Genomic DNA, 17061 nt, shown 5'->3' on the forward strand with positions numbered 1-17061 from the left:
TTGATAACTTGTAAAAAAGTTTGATAAAAAGACGTTATCTTTTCCGATGATTTTTCAGAAAGAATAACGTCTTTTTTCATTTCAGGGGGTATTTTGTTTTGTTAACTTGATAGACATGGGGACGAGCCCCTAAAATACAATGCTGCTAGAAATTTTTGCGCTATATTCTCTTTTATTTATGATAGTTGATTAACAACACTTTCTAAAAATTTGTCCACCTTTTCTTTTGATGTATCCGGTGTATGATAACCAATCGTAAATGTAAGTCTTCCATTATAAAAGCTTGCACCCATTGAAAAGAATGGCGCATACATAATGGGCGATGTCATATACCCGTCCTCAGCTTGAACTTCACCAAACTGAATAGGTTCATCAGCGATCACCCCGAAATTTGTCAGTAACGGCAACGCCATCCCCATCTGTAAAGCCTGTTCGTATTGCTGATTATACATTTCCTTCACCACAGATAGCTTCATACCTGCCAGTAGCTCCATTCCTGCTGCTGAAGAAAGACCTGGATTTTGAGACTTTATTTTATCCATTGATTGTTTAATTCGAACGAGAGTCTGATTAAATGATTCATCATCCTCCATTTTAATCACTGGCATTTCCATGCCGGATAAGTTGCAAATAGCCCCAGTTGTATAATTAGGCAGATATCGACGTAAATCAATTGTTAAACCGATCATTTTTTCTGAGGTACGAGGTTCTGCATACACAGTGAAATGTGATAAAGCTCGGAAGTATGCAGTCATGATTACATCATTCAAGGTAGCCTGTTGTGCTTTTGTCCATTGGAGTAGACGTAGAGATTGCTCATGGTTCAACCGCCGTACGGACATTTGGGGGGAGTTATTTTTGTTGGGTTGAGATGGAAAAGCCCATAACGATGTCTGTTGTTCTTGGTTAGGACGATACGCGCTTTTTATGTCCGATATTCCAGCATATTTGAATACATGTGATTGATCTCGAAAACTCTCATTTCCCTCACCAAATTCCTTTATAATTTGATTCTTGGATAGTCCCAAGGAAAGTTGAGTATAAATTGCTCCAAGCAAATTAATATATTCCTTGACCCCTGCACCATCTGAGCATAGATGAGATAATTTCACAACTAATATATCTGTTGCAGTGCCTCGTAATAATTTTGTTTGAACCATAGGCCCCTGAATACGATCACCAGGTTCCTTAATAAAATCTATTGCCATTATTTCAAGTTCTTGATCATTTCCTTCTGCAAAAAGGCAAATAGGTGAGTTAGTGGCAGATGAATGTTCCTCCCAGTAAGGAATATCATTTTCTACAAACCGGCTGTTCAAAACCGGCTGTAATTGTAACGTTATCCTTACTGATTGTTCAAGTATTTTCTTTGATATACCTACAGGAAAATAAAGAACTGCATTAATTTGTTGATCTGCAGAATAAAGACCTAATATATAATTCATTCGATCTTGAGGTGTTACTGAAAACTTTCTTTGTTCCATAATTTTGTCCCCCTTTTAAGACTTTTTTGGTATAACCTTATTCTCCATATGGTTGTAACTTTTCTAGTCACTTTTCTTCAAGAGCAAATAATTCTTATTTTTAAAATTTTTTTACGAAAGTATCTTTTTCGTACTGGTTCTATTCTTTTTACGGCTCTTTGTAGGTGATATACCCATTGTTTTATTGTTATTAATATTTCCTATCTCTTTCAATAAAACAAAACATAATTTGATTTAGTTTATATATATACAAACATTTTATAATTGTGTTTAGAAATTATCAATAAAACAATTAAAATATTTTTATGTCTGTTAATAAAAAACAATAATATAATACGTTCAGGTGTTACTTCATAATAAAAGGTTGATGGGCATGGAGGACCACCAATCTTTTATCATATTGCTTTAGATGTTTGTATTCATTATTACATTGTTTACAAATAACTCCTGTTTGCACTTGTATCACCTCATCATTTTCAAACTTCCAAACTAGCTAGGTCTTCATAAAAGTTTCTCAATTTAAAATTTTAGAAAGGAACATAAAGTAGTGATAAGAACTGTTAATACTATTAAAGGGGGAGAAAGAATGTTTCGTCGCTTGTCTATTTTTTCTTTAGTTGCGGTTTTCGTTTGTTCTTTGTTTGGATTTAATTCATCTGCTTTTGCATCTACTGATAATGCCCAAAATACTGAATTCACCTCATCATTTTCAACAATTCATCCTTTACAAAAAAATGATGTATCAGGTCTTTGTACAAATGGAGGAAAAGTAGGTGTATATGGCGCTAATGTACGAAAAACAGCATCTGCTAGCGCTAAGGTTGTAGGTTTCATTAATAAAGATACTAATGTAACTGGTACTTGGGTTAATGGAGAATATGTCCAAGGACATTACGATAATTCATCTAAATGGTTATATATATCTTCATTAGGTGGTTATATATCTAAAACAACTTTAATTAATACTTGTGGTGCATAAAAAATAAATTGGTAATTAATTGAGTTCTTTTATCTTTTATTATTATTTATAGGGGGCACATTACATCGCTATCAAGCTAACAAAATGTATCTATTGAACGAAAAAAACGCTATTCTTTTTGTAGAAATATACAAAAAGAATAGCGTTTTTCGTATGGATTTATCGACTTCTGATGAAATGGGGTTATTTTCTAAAGAGTTGCAACGATACACGTCACCTGATGCTTTAGAGCAATTAGCTAGAAATGTAGGATTTGTTAAACGAAAAAGTAAATATCGCGCACAAGATTTAGTGGCCCTATGTATTTGGTTTAGCCAAAACATAGCCCATCTATATATATTTGGAAGGATAATGCTCCATTCATACTCTGTTCATAATCCTTATGTAATATAGAACTTGTAATAGGAAGAGAAATTTTGTAAAGGGGTGATTGATGTGCTAGCATCTGCTATTACATTTATTACAGCAGCACTTATTTTTTATTCAATTGGGGTTTGGAGTGAAAAGATTCAAAAAACATTAAAACCTTGGCATGTGATTATATTTTGGGTTGGATTAGCATGCGATACGATTGGTACTACATTAATGGAGAAAATGGCTTCAGAAGGTTCGCTATTTAGCTTTCATGGGATTACGGGTTTATCAGCAATTTTGCTTATGCTATTTCATGCTGTGTGGGCCACTGTAGTTTTGAAGAAGAAGGATATAAAAATGATTGCAAAGTTTCACACATTAAGTGTAATTGTGTGGTTCATTTGGTTAATTCCATATATTTCAGGGCTTGTATTTGGAATGACCAACAACTCATAAATTGAATTTGAATTTTAAAAATAAAGTTCTTCATACATTAGGAGATATATGAAGAAGCTAGAGAAATAATTATACAATTTGTTTTCCTTTAGCTCACAATCCATGTATTGAGAATGGAAAGGAAACAGAAAAAACGTATATTACATTATTAGTAAAACCCCCTTAACATGAGTTGAGGGGGCTTTTATTAATAATATAAAGCAATTTAATAAATCTATTGGTCGAACGAGAGAAGGTTGCTCTTAGTAGTAGAATAAGCATTAAAAACATCCATTTTTAAATTGTTTAGGTGAAACACCAGTATGTTTTTTAAAAACCTTTGTAAAATGACTCTGATCATGAAAATTTAATAGTGTAGAAATTTCGGATATAGAATGTCTCGTAAAGGTCATTAAATTTTTTGACTCATCAATCTTAGCTCGCTGTATATATTCGCCTAGTGAAATTCCAATTTCTTTTTTGAAAAGGGAAGATAGATAACTAGGATTTAATGCGACTATTCCTGCTAGTTGGGATAGTGTGATTTCTTCGTACAGATGAGTAAATATATAATTTTGACATACGTTTATAGGTTTTGAATGTTTTTGTATCGTCCCATTTCTTACTCGTTCTGAGAACTCAAGTAAAGCATTCTCCAAAAATGGAGAAATGGCTTCACTTTTATTTATTTCTTCGAGTTTTTGAATAAATAAATCACTGAGGGTATATGCGATTTCAGGGAATAGTCCACCATCTATAGCTGATCTAGTCGCAAGTGTAATTGCTGCGATGGCAGAATTCTTCTGGCTTCGCAAATGACTTGTTTTTGATAACACCCCAAGATCCCCTGATTCAGGTAATCTCCTTAGATTTTTAATTAAATCATCCTTTTTCCCCAGCTTAATACACTCGAAAATTTCCCTTTCAATTAGTGGGTCGATATGAGTTAATGTACTTTGACGTTGCTCCGATATCTGTATATCAGGCTGTTCAATCTCAAAATCATCCTTTTTTAATAGTATATTTTTTTGCAAAATATCAGCAACATCTAATTTTTGTTGATATAGCATGTAATAAAGAACCATACTTACATTTAAAAAATTCAAATTGCTTAAGATGGGGAGAGAATGATAATATCGTATTATTTTCTCGTTGTCTACTTTTAGTTGAAGATCATTAACGATTCCTTTAATTGATGTTTCTGATAATCTGGAATAGAGGACAGGTCCAACGATGATATTCCCACTCAGTTGATCGTTCAAACGTAAGCTAATTGAGAAGAAATTTTCAAGAAAAGAAGTCTCTTCTAGTACTGGAAAAGTATAGGGTGGATTTTCCTTAAATAGTTGATTAAGTAAGTCCTCTTTTGAAGAATACAAAGGGTTGTGCTGAAAATTGGGCGAGATTTCAAATGCTAAATCCCCTTTGTTATCAATGAAAAAGATAGGTGTTTTATGTATGTCAAAGACTAGCTTACAAATATAATATAAATCTTCTAGTTTGGAGCAATTCATTATTTTTACCTCAATTCTTTAAAAATCAGCTAAATATATGTATAAGTTAAAAGCAGCATAAAATCCGCTCTTAAGCGAAGGTTTCACAATAAGAGGGTACATCTTATGTTACTTTGCAAAGTAATCATAAATATAATCAACTAAAATTTTTACAAGTATTCTAAAAAATATACCATAATATCTAAAAAATAATAACTATAATGACATTAAGAAAGCGTTTACTTAATTGTTTTTTAGGAGGGCTATCATGAAAAGAGATATTAAGAAAATCATTTCACAAATGACATTAGAAGAAAAGGCAAGTCTATGTTCTGGATTAGACTTTTGGAATACAAAAGGGATTGAGCGATTAGGAATTCCTTCTATTATGGTAACTGATGGACCACATGGACTTAGAAAACAAGCAGAGGGAGCAGATCACTTAGGGATTTATAACAGTATTCCATCGACTTGTTTCCCGTCAGCAGTAGGGTTAGCAAGTACATGGAATAAAGAATTAATAAATCAAGTAGGAGTTGCATTAGGCGAGGAATGTCAGGCTGAAAATGTAGGTGTTCTCCTTGGACCAGGTGCAAACATAAAACGTTCGCCGCTATGCGGAAGAAACTTTGAGTACTTTTCAGAGGACCCATATTTATCATCACAAATGGCTGCAAATCATGTGAAAGGCGTACAAAGTCAAGGGATTGGAACGTCATTAAAACATTTCGCTGCTAATAATCAGGAGCATCGCAGAATGTCTGTAGATGCAATTGTTGATGAAAGAACATTGCGTGAAATCTATCTTGCTAGCTTTGAAGATGTCATTAAGGAAGCACAGCCTTGGACAGTAATGAGTGCTTACAACAAAGTAAATGGTGAATACGCTTCGGAAAATAACTATTTATTAAATGATATTTTAAAAGATGAATGGGGATTTGAAGGTTTTGTCGTTTCTGATTGGGGTGCAGTAAATGAGCGTGTTGAAGGTTTAGCTAACGGTTTGGAGTTGGAAATGCCTTCAAGCTTTGGAATTGGTGAGAAGAAGATTATTGATGCAGTTAATGGTGGTGAGCTATCTGTAGAAAAGCTTGATCAAGCAGTAGAGCGATTACTTTACATTATTTTTAAAGCTTATGATAACCAAATAGAAAACGCTGTGTATAGTAAGGACGCGCATCATCAGCTTGCTAGAGAAGTTGCAAGTGAAAGTATGGTTATGTTGCAAAATGAAGATTCCATTCTTCCGCTGAAAAAAGAGGGAACGGTAGCGGTAATTGGAGAATTTGCAAAGCAACCACGTTATCAAGGCGGTGGAAGCTCTCATATTAATCCAACAAAACTTGAGAGTATTCTTGAAGAAATTGAAACTGTATCAGGCGAAAAAACGAATATACTATTTGCTCAAGGTTATGATCTTGCTAGCGATGATATAGAAGAAAACATGATTAATGAAGCAAAAAAGATTGCAGAAAGCGCAGATACAGTGGTTCTTTTTGTTGGACTTCCAGATCGTTATGAGTCAGAAGGTTTTGATCGAAAGCATTTACAAATACCAGAAAATCACGTTCAATTAATTGAGGCTATTGCTGAGGTTCAAAGTAATATCGTTGTAGTTTTAAGTAACGGAGCACCGATTGAAATGCCATGGATAGGTAAAGTAAAAGGAATACTTGAAGGCTATTTAGGTGGGCAAGCATTAGGCGGAGCAATTGCTGATTTATTATTTGGTGATGCGAATCCAAGCGGGAAATTAGCAGAAACATTCCCGAAAGTTTTAAGCGATAATCCTTCTTACTTAAACTTCCCTGGAGAAGGTGACAAAGTGGAATACAAAGAAGGTGTCTTCGTCGGATACCGTTATTACGATAAGAAAAATATTGAACCATTGTTCCCATTTGGTTTTGGGTTAAGCTATACAAACTTTGAGTATAGTAATCTTTCAGTAGATAAGAAAGAAATAAAGGATACAGAGACAGTTTCTGTCAGTGTAAACGTGAAAAATACTGGTAGTACAGCGGGGAAAGAAATTGTTCAGCTTTATATAAAAGATGTTGAAAGCACAATGATTCGTCCTGAAAAAGAGTTAAAAGGATTTGAAAAAATAGAATTGCAGCCAGGAGAAGAAAAAACGGTTAACTTTACTTTAAATAAAAGATCATTTGCTTATTATAATGTTGAATTGAAGGACTGGCATGTTGAAACAGGTGAATTTGAGATTTTAGTAGGTAAGTCTTCAAAAGAGATCGTTTTACAAGATAACATGCATGTTCAATCAACGACTATAATTCGAAAACCAGTGCATCGTAATACTTTACTTGGGGACATATTTGTGGACCCAATTTTAGCACCAATCGCAAAAGGGCTTATGGAAAAAGCATTAAAAGATAGCCCGTTTGCTAGTATGGCTGAAGGGGATAGTGATACATCTGAAATGATGGGGGCTATGCTAAACTATATGCCGTTACGAGCGTTAGTGAATTTTAGCGCAGGTGCTTTTACAGAGGAAATGTTGAGTGAAATCATTGGGATATTGAACGATGCGCAGATGAATGGATAAGTGTGAATGTGAAGAAGTTAGATGGGAGATAATGGCCTGGAAATGACCGATTGGTTTGGGATAATAATTAGTAGGGATGGACAAAATTCCACTGATCAAAGTTTTACTTTATACATTTGAACATTCTTTGGTGAATTTTATTTCATTGTAGGACGTTTCTCCAACATGCAAAAAAGGTAAATGAGAGCTAGAATCTCATTTGCCTTTTTTTGTGATTATTCTGCTAATGTAGAATGATATGCGTGTCTATCCTCTTTAATCATCACTTATAAATATGAGCGATGAGCTGGCCATGAACCTTGGAGTTTACGAAGTTGTATAATTTGTCCTGTATGATAAGCATCGTGCAAAAGGATATTCATATATTGTTGCCAAACTGGTAGAGAAGGACTTGGCTGATCCAGTTCTGCTTCTTGAAGGGATGTTAATGAAGATTGTAAGGCATCATGTACTTGAAGCGTTCGCTTCACTGTTTGCTGCCAAGCATCCTCATCATTAGGTCCACCTTGGACAAACGTGTCATCATTATTTTGTGGAGCAACAAATGTGTCATCTTGATGTAAGCGGGAAAGTAAGCGCTCTTTAAAGGTTAGTAAATGGTTTGCATTTTCCCAAATCGTATTACTGGACTTTCCTTCTGGTTGCCAACATGCTTGTGCAGCGGTAAGATTCTTTAACGCTTCTGATATCGGTGGGTACCATTCTTCATCGTAAAAAACTTGTTTGACTCCATTTTGTAATATTTCTTTTTTACCCATTCGTATAGCCTCCTTAACTATGAGATAGACCAACGATACGTGTTAGAGAAATTAGGTAGAAACGTACCTACTTATCATCTGATTGATATTTTGAAGTTTCTAGAAGAACTATATGACGCCGTTGTAGCAATTGCAGAAATAAGCTTATGCTTTCTAAATCATTTTTCTTACTGCAATAAATTCTCCTTTCTCTTCAAGAAACCTGCCTCATAGTTGAACAAGAAAATCAACTGCAACTTAAAATTAAAAATTCTAAAAATATAGAAGGTATAATTCGATGAATATAGAATTTAATATATAGCAAATAAGGAGGGGATGAAATGGAAGTCTTTCACGTAACGAGTAGAAAGAGGGAAACATACAACGTTCAAATGAAGTATTCGATACTTTTCGAATGTGCACTTGGCATCGCGGCAATTACTCATAAGAGGTTAATCGACACGCTTGAAAAGACTCAAAGTGAATGGGAGGAAACAAGACAATCTTTACCTCATGAAATGATAGAGCATTTGCAATTTGTCGAGAAGCACAATACGTGGAAAGCGTTGCTACAGTTACTGTATGATGGAGATTTTACGGACTTATCTCAGTTTGCTCACAATATCAATTCGCTATCAGAATTAGATTTTAAATATGTATGCTTACCGTTTTTAGGGGAAATCCATCAAGAGAAGAGACGTTTAGCAGCTAGCGGAGAAGTTTCAGCAGCACAAGGACTAATGGAATTAACACAGGAACATCAATTTTTCTCTGCGTATATTGAGTTTATATGTAATACAGATATGCAATTATTAAAAGGGCATTTAATCGCTGTTATGACAGGATGGTATGAGAGTGTTATTAAGAAAGAGGAAGAGCAACTACTTTCTATACTAGAGCGAGATTATGAAGCGAAAAATGAAATGAATAAAAAGATGAAACCGGAAGAGTTTGTCGAGTGGGCAACAGGTGGCGTTATATATATGCCAGAGCCAAGTGTGCATCATGTATTTCTTATCCCGCAAATTACGTACAGACCGTGGAATATAGAAGCAGATATTGAAGACACGAAAGTGTTTCATTATCCGGTCGCAAACGAAAGTATACATCCTGAAGATCCGTATGAGCCGAGCTACTTTTTAGTACATAAACATAAGGCGCTCGGGGATGAAGCGAGATTAAGAATTGTAAAAATGTTGTTTGAAAAAGAACGTACATTGCAGGAAATAACGGAAAGATTGCAACTTGGGAAATCAACAGTACATCATCATTTGAAATTATTACGTTCAGCAAAGTTAGTTGATATACATGACGGAAAATATGTGTTGAGAAAGAAAGCAGTACAGTCGTTAGCGAAAGAATTAGAAGTATTTTTAAATAGATAATATACAACGAGAATGTACATAAAGGGAGGAATTCAATAGAAAAGTTGGTGCGTTATATTGGAAAATGTATTGAAAAATCGTTCATTCTTTTTTATGTGGATTGGTAGCGCGATTTCAGAATTGGGCGGGGCTTTCGGGACGTTATGTAATTCAATTCTTGTATATGAGTTAACAGGATCAAAAACAGCATTAAGCAGTATGTGGTTATTATATTTTATCCCGTCTCTCATACTGCAACTAATAAGTGGACCATTTATTGATAAATGGAGCCGAAAGTGGATTATGATTTTTTCACAATGGACGCGGGCATCTGTTTTCTTACTACCTTTAATGATGTTAGTTATTGGTAATATAGAAGTTTGGCACGTGTATGTCGTTCAAATAATAATCGGGCTCATTACACCGCTTTATACACCTGCAAGTCAAGCCATTACACCGAGCATTGTAAGTAAAGGGCAGCTTCAAGGCGCAAACGCGTATATAGACGGGATGACTCGTCTCATGATGTTTCTTGCGCCAGTATTAGGTGGTATCGTCATTAATTTTATTGGAATGAAGCTTACACTATTTTTTGTGTGCGTTTGTCTATTCATTAGTGGAGGATTGTTACTTTTCATAAAAGAAAAGAGAATAAAGCAAAAACTTCGAAAAACGTGGCTAGAGCAATTTCTTCACGGTTTTACATACTTCTTCACGAAACCAGTAATTGTTTGGCTCGGTGTATTTCTTACTTTCGTTCAATTTGGAGTAGGAGTAACGATGGTTACAAATCTGCCTTATATAAAAGATGAGTTGTCAGCAGGATATGCGGAGTACGGATACTTCATGGCAGGTTTCCCACTTGGCTATGTAGTTGGATCAATATTAGTCGGAAAAGTAACATATAAAAGCCGGCGTATACTTATGCTTGGAGGATTGTTTATAGGAGGGCTCACATACATTTCTCTAGGGTTCAATCATAGTATAGTAATTGCGGTGTTAATTGAAGTAATTGCAGGTATTTGTATTGCATTTTTCAATGTTCATAACACGACGATATGCCAACAAACAGTCCAAAGCAATATGATAGGAAAAGTATTTTCAGTGCGACTATTTTTCATACGATCCGCTATGCCATTAGGTGTGTTTCTAGGCGGAATACTGAGTGAAATGTGGGGAGTAAGAGTATTATACTTTATCATCGGTGCGATTATATGTGTCACTTCTTTAATAGGGATATTGCTTCCGTATTTTAAATTTTTGGATGAGTCGATTGAGGAGAAGTCAGCATAATTCTAAAAATTTAAAACTTTATAATTGAAAATAATTATCATAATCAATTATAATGGAAGAATACTAGTATTCGTATTACAAAGAGGGAGTGGGATATATGTTTATCGAAACTAAGACATTTACAGTAAAAGAAGGTACATCTGATATAGTAGTGCAGCATTTCACTGGAGAAGGAATTATTGAAAAATTTGAAGGATTCATCGACTTAAGTGTGCTAGTGAAAAAAGTAAGACGAGGAGATGAAGAAGTTGTAGTTATGATTCGCTGGGAATCTGAAGAAGCATGGAAAAACTGGGAAACGAGTGAAGAACATTTAGCTGGACATAGAGCGAGTCGTGGTAAACCAAAACCAGATCATATTATTAACGTTGATCACGCAGTTTATTATGTAAAATCATCGAAATCGGCTTATCAGAAGTCGTAATAATATAAGCAGAGGATACATGTTGTAGAAGCTAACATGTATCCTCTTTTTTAGTACTGGGGGGATGTAAATGAAAGAAAACCTTTCATTCATTACATATAAAAAACATAAAAAATTGTTACAAACAATATTAAATGAAAGTTTATATATGTATAAGGTAAATGGATTAATGATCATCGGATCTATCGCAAGAGGTGACGCATATCCCGAATCCGATTTAGACTTATATGTTCTTTTAGAGAATGGACAAAAGAAGGATTTTCATTCAGAAATGAGAGAAGGTATTTTAATTGAATATAAGTATGCAGATTTTAATCAAATACAAGTAAACTTTAAAAATAATCCAATGGAGTTATACTCTTTTTTAGAAGGGGAAATTTTAATTGATAAAAGCGGTGAGTTGAAAAAGTTAAAGGAAATAGCTAAAAATGAAATCGAAAACTACCGTGTTTCTAGTGATAAAGTAAAAGGCATTTCTCATTGGTTGCATAGTTCGCTAATAAAAATTCGGTCTGCTTTGAAAGTAAATGATGAGTTAAAAGCTTCATATATAGTTCATACATCAATGTGGACATTGCTAGAGGGAATATGGGCTATTAATAATAAGCCAGCCCCTCCAGCTGGATCTGTTTTAAGGTATATTCAAGCATTACCTATTAGACCGACTAATTTTGATGAGTTCCTTAATAAAGTGTTCTTAGGGGATACGACAGAGCGGATTTCTTCAGCAATTTTCTTGATTGAGTGGATTTTACTTAATTTGGAGAATAAATAATAAGGCTATAAAACTTGTCAACTTATATAGGTAAATCGATACTCCATGTCGAATTGTTCATATGATTGCATTCCTTTCGAAAAACGTTCTAAGCTATAGGAAAAAGCATAAGACTATAAAAAAGTCTTAGACGGTATATCTTTCTTTACATATGTAAGTGTTATCAATATGAGTATATATATCCTCTGCTTAAAAGGAGATGAGTAAATGAAGTTAAATCATATGAATCTATGTGTTGATGATTTATCAGAAGCGAGACATTTCTTTGAAACATTTTTTGATTTTCAATTTTTGGAGCAAAAGGGAAAGGCACTAGTAGTGATGAGTGATGAGAGTGGATTTATACTTGTGCTAAGCGATCCAAAAGCATTTAAGGGGAATAAGGAAGTTATGTATCCGGAAGCTTTTCATATTGGTTTTTTAGTGGATACTTCAAGTGAAGTTGATCATGCATATAATCGTTTAGTAGCTGGTGGCATTGAAATAGACAAGGAACCGTATGCAATGAGAGGTAGTAGTTATGGTTTTTATTTTTCAGTATTTAATGGCTTATTAATTGAAGTTTCTTGTCTTGATTATAGAGAAGGTAAGAAAGTTTCAAAACTAAATAGCATTCATCAAGAGTAATTGTTTGAAGGTGTATATATAGCCCCTTACCCAGTGTGGAAGGGGCTTATTTCCATTTAGAACACTTTTATAATGGAACACGAAAGCAAAATAGAAGCGTCACTTAGTCAGAAATTCGACTTATGGGACAGCTTCTTTATTTATTAATCTAACCGAATTTCAAATTCAAGCACAGCTGGATCTTTCATAAACGGCATACTTCGGTCTTTAAATCGTAAGCTTATTCCAGACAAAGTATCAGGAAGAGCAGGAGATACAATAAATTGGTAGCTTACATGTCCTTCTGTTCCAGTCCATCCTTCTGCCCAGCAATCGTATGTATCTTTTATAGATAATTCAATAAGGCTGTGTGCATTTTTCTCATTAAGTTTTTTGTTTTTTGAATCCCATTCTTTATATAAATAAATTATACTAGCATTAGAATATTGACGAATAAAGGTTACAGTATATACTGTTTCATGACGTTCATAAGTTTTTAAAACGGGTATATGTTTTTTAAACTTAGCCGGCTCAACCCGAGGTTTAAATTCTTCTTCGTCCATCATGGAAGAGAATAATGAATTTAAATAGTCTGGATAAAATCCATATTGCTTTGCCCAATTATAAATTGCTTCATCGGGCGGAAAACCAGGATTTCCATTCGAAAGCTCTTTTCGTTCTTTTAATAAAGAACAAATTTTTTCATCAATAGAAGATAAGTGTTCATCGTAATGATCAGTAGGGCGTTCAAAAGACATGTGGTGCATAATCATTCCTCCTTTTCTAATAGTTTAACAAAAAATGACAGACTACTGTATTACATAGTCTGTCATTTTTATTTTAATTTTTCACATCATTATACAATTCCAAGGCCTCTTTCACACTCAACCCGTTTTTCACAATACCATGTATCGCTTGTATCATCGCAGCTGGGTGTTCAGATTGCCATATGTTTCGGCCCATATCTACGCCAATTGCGCCTTCTTGCAGTGCATTATACGTAATGTTTAATGCGTCTTCGATTGAATCTAGTTTCGGTCCGCCGGCGATGACGACTGGGGCAGGGCATGTGCTCGTTATTTTTTCGAATCCTTCGCAGTAGTACGTTTTAATAATGTCAGCTCCCATTTCAACACATACGCGGGAGGCGAGTGCTAGAAAGCGAGCTTCACGTTTTTGTAGTTCTTTCGCAACGGCGGTAATACCGAGTACTGGCAGGCCGTAATCATGAGCCTCAGATACTACATTTGCGAGATTTGAAACGGTTTGTGTTTCATAGTCTGATCCTACAAAGACAGAAACTCCGACGCCAATTGCGTTTTGTTTTACTGCTTCTTTCACAGGTGTAACAATTGTTTCATTAGCTAAATCTTTACCGACAACGGTTGCCCCGCCTGATACACGCATAACCATCGGTGTGTTGCAGTTTTCAGGTATACAGGAGCTGAGTACACCTCGTGTTAAAAAGAGGGAGTCTGTATAAGGAAGCAAGTTTTTAACTGTTTCTAACGGTTGTTCTAGTCCATGAATTGGTCCTAAAAAGTAGCCGTGATCTATCGCTAACATAACTGCTCTGCCATCAGGTAAAATTGTGTTTAATCGATTTTTAAATCCCCAAGTCATTAGGAATCACTCCTTCGTTAATGTTGGATTTTCAGTTTGTACTGTATCTTTATTGGGTAAATGTGGTGATTTTATAAAAACAGCTTTAAAAGGTTTGTCAGAATGGTTAATAAGATAGTGAGATTCATGAGGGCGAACTTGCAAGACATCACCTTGTTTGATTGGAACTCTTTCGTTATTTACATAGAAATCTATTTCGCCTTCTAACGCATAGAAGACTTCTTCGCACGTTGTATGATAATGATTTTGAAACTCTTGCCCAGGCTGAATAACGACAAGCCCAAGATCAATATTCGGACCTTGTATTAAATATTTCGGGCCGTTATCACCGAAGCGATAGGAGAAGTCATTTTCATTCGCTTTTAACATACATTTCACTCCTTTATGTAATGTGTTACAGAGCACCGGGTGCAATCCACATATGTGAGGTGAGCCCTTTATCGGCTAAAGCGAGCTGACTGTTATACACAGTTTTCCATGTTTCATAGAATTCCTTATATAGTTCATGATTTTCAGTGACTGGCTCAAATGTTTTTTCCCACTGTACAAACTGTTCGGCAGTCTCTGCCATAGATGAATATATGCCAGCACCAATCCCAGCAGTAATTGCAGTTCCTAAAGCTGCTGCTTCTTTCACAACTGGTACTTTCACAGGAATTCCGAGTACGTCTGAAAGAATTTGTGGCCATAGTTTTCCTTTAGCAGCACCGCCAGCAAAAACGACTTCGGAAGGGAACGTACCTGTGAGATTTTCAATTAGTTTTAAATTGCCAAGTGTAACGAAGGCGGCATTCTCTTCAATCGCCCGGAACATTTCTTTCTTACCGCATTTGTCAGCATCTAAGCTTAAATTTAAAAAAGAAGGTGCGGCATGCCGCCAAGAAATGTAGTTCATGACGTTTGAAAAAGTGGGGATAATCCCATGTGAGCCTACAGGTACTTCGTAAGCTTGTTCTTCTAATAATTCATAAGCATCTATACCGAGTTTTTCAGCAAGTTTCTTTTCTTCTTGGCAAAAAGCATCTCGAAACCAGCGCATAACGAGACCTGGAAAAAAGGCGATCGTTTCATATTGCCAAAGGTTAGGAACGACATGGCAATTTACGCGAAGTGCCGCATTTGGATCAGTTTCTGGTTTTGTTATATTTACTTCTTGCTGCCAAAAGCTACCTCCGCATATTAATGTTTGATTTGGCTTAACGACTCCAGTTCCGAGTGAAGCCATTTGAGCATCACCACCGCCAGCAACGACAGGAATTCCTTCATGTAATCCTGTTAATTCAGCACTGCGTTTTGTGATATTCCCGATAACTGTACCAGCTTCATTTACTTTTGGAGCAAAGGCTAGAGCAAGACCGCATTGCTCAGCAACCGAGTTATCCCACATTCTATTTTGTAAATCGAATATACCTGATGTGCATCCGTTTGAAGGATCGATTTGTAAATTACAGCACAATTTATATAAAATCCAATCGTTTAACATCGTAAAGGAGTGAATGTTTCTGTATACATCTGGCTCATGCTTTTTTATCCAAAGCAAGCGAGGTAAAGCACCTAATGAAAAAGTTTGACCGGATTTTTTATATAAATCCACTTCAATTTCGGAACGAATTTGTTTTAATTCACTAACTTCCGCTGATGCGCGTCCATCAACATTTGCACAAGCCCATATTTCTTGCCCGTTTTTATCGTATAAAACAAAGCCCTCACGCATACTCGTTGCACTAATACCTTTAATAGAAGAGGGGGATGTATTACTTTTTTGCAGAACATCTTTCGTACACTCTTGAACGAGTTTCCAGTTTTCTTTCACATCAAAATTCATAGAACCAGGGTAACGACTATCTGACTTATGAATCCATTCTTTTTGACTAACAGCAAGTTGATTACCGTTTAAATCAAAAAGAACTGCTCGAATGCTCCCTGTACCAGCATCGTAAGCTAATAGAGTAGACATTAAGATTCACCTTCCTTTCTTAATAAGGAGAGGGCAGTTTCTTCATCGGTAATTAATGTATGAATGAATTTTCCTTTTAAGGCGCCGTATATTGCATCTATCTTTTCTATACCGCCAGCTACACCAACGACATGCTTCATATTTTTAAGAACAGAGAGTGGTGTGCCAATAAGACGATTATGATGAGGAAGTTCTAATTGTTTTCCGGCAGTATTGTAAAATTGGCCTAAAATATCTCCGGCCCCGTCCTGACTACGTATATATGTCATTTCATGTAGCGTTAATTTTTCTTCTTTCACAATAGTGGCATCTTGAGATAAGCTTCCAATGCCAACTACTGCTGTATGAGCGAGTGAAGCGACGTGAAGCATATCTTTCACGCTCGGTTCTGATAGAATAATTTGCGTCATTTCGTTTGTAGATGTAAGAAAAGGGGTAGGAATAATATGAAGGTCGCCTTGCATGTAGTTTAAATAGCTTTGAATTCTTGGAATATAGTGATTTACGCCTCCTGTAAGAGTAACGATTGAGAGATTCATAGAGCTATCAAAATGAATATTTTCTAACATTTTGCTTATCGTCTCTCCCCAGCCAATCCCAAGTAAATCCCCCTGTTGCAATTGAGTTTCTAAATATTGTGCGGCAGCTTTTCCGAGTGAATATGCATAATCTTCTGTTGGCGTTGGAATAACGAAAGCATCTTTTAGATAGAATTTTTTTATTAGGTCACGTTCAATACTTAAACAGTGTAAGCCAGAACCTTTAACGTGGAATGTAACTACGCCTTCCGTGCGCGCTTTATCTAACAACCGAACGACTTTATTTCTTGAAATGTGAAGAAGTGAAGCAATTTCTTGCTGGGTTAATTGATCTTTATAATAGTACCAAGCTACTTTTGTTAACAAATTGTCTTCAAAGTTGAGCTGTGACATACTCTTCATCCCTTTCAACAATTGACCACTGCTTAAACATATGTG

At 35.4% G+C, this 17061-nt stretch carries 16 protein-coding genes and 1 pseudogene; 9 read left to right on the top strand and 8 right to left on the bottom strand.

The window, feature by feature from the left end; genetic code table 11:
* Positions 1-176: 176 nt before the first annotated feature.
* Complete coding sequence (locus ACP6L7_RS07395; RefSeq protein ID WP_097830396.1) at positions 177-1484, bottom strand: condensation domain-containing protein; 1308 nt, start codon at positions 1482-1484, stop codon at positions 177-179.
* 586 nt (positions 1485-2070) lie between these two features.
* Here ACP6L7_RS07395 and ACP6L7_RS07400 point away from each other — a divergent pair.
* From ACP6L7_RS07400 to ACP6L7_RS07410, 3 genes and pseudogenes are all read left to right on the top strand, one after another.
* Positions 2071-2463, top strand: a complete 393-nt coding sequence (locus tag ACP6L7_RS07400) for a hypothetical protein (RefSeq protein ID WP_097830397.1) — start codon at positions 2071-2073, stop codon at positions 2461-2463.
* 153 nt (positions 2464-2616) lie between these two features.
* Positions 2617-2793, top strand: a pseudogene (locus ACP6L7_RS07405) (IS4 family transposase); the annotation flags it as partial.
* A 105-nt stretch (positions 2794-2898) separates the two neighbouring features.
* Complete coding sequence (locus ACP6L7_RS07410; protein ID WP_097830398.1) at positions 2899-3273, top strand: HsmA family protein; 375 nt, start codon at positions 2899-2901, stop codon at positions 3271-3273.
* Between the two features lie 260 nt (positions 3274-3533).
* Here the strand turns inward: ACP6L7_RS07410 and ACP6L7_RS07415 are convergent, their stop codons facing one another.
* Complete coding sequence (locus ACP6L7_RS07415; RefSeq protein ID WP_097830399.1) at positions 3534-4766, bottom strand: helix-turn-helix domain-containing protein; 1233 nt, start codon at positions 4764-4766, stop codon at positions 3534-3536.
* A gap of 247 nt (positions 4767-5013) precedes the next feature.
* On the opposite strand from ACP6L7_RS07415, the gene ACP6L7_RS07420 reads away from it, so the two are divergent.
* Positions 5014-7305: a glycoside hydrolase family 3 C-terminal domain-containing protein gene (locus tag ACP6L7_RS07420; RefSeq protein ID WP_097830400.1), complete on the top strand. Its 2292-nt coding sequence runs from the start codon at positions 5014-5016 to the stop codon at positions 7303-7305.
* 266 nt (positions 7306-7571) lie between these two features.
* Here ACP6L7_RS07420 and ACP6L7_RS07425 read toward each other — a convergent pair whose 3' ends face one another.
* Entirely contained in the window at positions 7572-8063 is a 492-nt protein-coding gene (locus tag ACP6L7_RS07425; RefSeq protein WP_097830401.1) for a DinB family protein, read from the bottom strand.
* Positions 8064-8383: 320 nt separating this feature from the next.
* On the opposite strand from ACP6L7_RS07425, the gene ACP6L7_RS07430 reads away from it, so the two are divergent.
* From ACP6L7_RS07430 to ACP6L7_RS07450, 5 genes are all read left to right on the top strand, one after another.
* Complete coding sequence (locus ACP6L7_RS07430) at positions 8384-9427, top strand: ArsR/SmtB family transcription factor (protein ID WP_097830402.1); 1044 nt, start codon at positions 8384-8386, stop codon at positions 9425-9427.
* A gap of 57 nt (positions 9428-9484) precedes the next feature.
* Positions 9485-10699 carry an MFS transporter gene (locus ACP6L7_RS07435; RefSeq protein ID WP_097830403.1) on the top strand — a complete coding sequence of 405 codons (1215 nt, stop codon included), beginning with the start codon at positions 9485-9487 and terminating at the stop codon, positions 10697-10699.
* Between the two features lie 97 nt (positions 10700-10796).
* Positions 10797-11123 carry a heme-degrading monooxygenase HmoA gene (hmoA, locus tag ACP6L7_RS07440; RefSeq protein ID WP_097830404.1) on the top strand — a complete coding sequence of 109 codons (327 nt, stop codon included), beginning with the start codon at positions 10797-10799 and terminating at the stop codon, positions 11121-11123.
* A 70-nt stretch (positions 11124-11193) separates the two neighbouring features.
* A complete protein-coding gene (locus ACP6L7_RS07445) occupies positions 11194-11898 on the top strand; it encodes a nucleotidyltransferase domain-containing protein (protein WP_097830405.1) in 705 nt (234 codons plus the stop codon).
* 207 nt (positions 11899-12105) lie between these two features.
* Positions 12106-12525 (top strand): VOC family protein, encoded by a 420-nt coding sequence (locus ACP6L7_RS07450; RefSeq protein WP_097830406.1) that lies wholly within the window; start codon positions 12106-12108, stop codon positions 12523-12525.
* Positions 12526-12668: 143 nt separating this feature from the next.
* Here the strand turns inward: ACP6L7_RS07450 and ACP6L7_RS07455 are convergent, their stop codons facing one another.
* From ACP6L7_RS07455 to ACP6L7_RS07475, 5 genes are all read right to left on the bottom strand, one after another.
* Positions 12669-13271, bottom strand: a complete 603-nt coding sequence (locus ACP6L7_RS07455; RefSeq protein ID WP_170961040.1) for a chorismate mutase — start codon at positions 13269-13271, stop codon at positions 12669-12671.
* Between the two features lie 73 nt (positions 13272-13344).
* Positions 13345-14127: a 3-hydroxy-5-phosphonooxypentane-2,4-dione thiolase gene (gene lsrF, locus ACP6L7_RS07460; RefSeq protein WP_097830408.1), complete on the bottom strand. Its 783-nt coding sequence runs from the start codon at positions 14125-14127 to the stop codon at positions 13345-13347.
* A 6-nt stretch (positions 14128-14133) separates the two neighbouring features.
* A complete protein-coding gene (locus ACP6L7_RS07465) occupies positions 14134-14496 on the bottom strand; it encodes a cupin domain-containing protein (protein WP_000909986.1) in 363 nt (120 codons plus the stop codon).
* 25 nt (positions 14497-14521) lie between these two features.
* Positions 14522-16084: an autoinducer-2 kinase gene (gene lsrK / locus ACP6L7_RS07470; protein ID WP_430529014.1), complete on the bottom strand. Its 1563-nt coding sequence runs from the start codon at positions 16082-16084 to the stop codon at positions 14522-14524.
* Positions 16084-17016 carry a sugar-binding transcriptional regulator gene (locus ACP6L7_RS07475; protein WP_097830410.1) on the bottom strand — a complete coding sequence of 311 codons (933 nt, stop codon included), beginning with the start codon at positions 17014-17016 and terminating at the stop codon, positions 16084-16086. Before ACP6L7_RS07475 ends, lsrK begins: the two co-directional genes overlap by 1 nt.
* Between the last annotated feature and the right edge of the window lie 45 nt (positions 17017-17061).

The organism is Bacillus silvicola (assembly GCF_050524305.1).
In the GTDB taxonomy this organism is placed as follows: domain Bacteria; phylum Bacillota; class Bacilli; order Bacillales; family Bacillaceae_G; genus Bacillus_A; species Bacillus_A cereus_AT.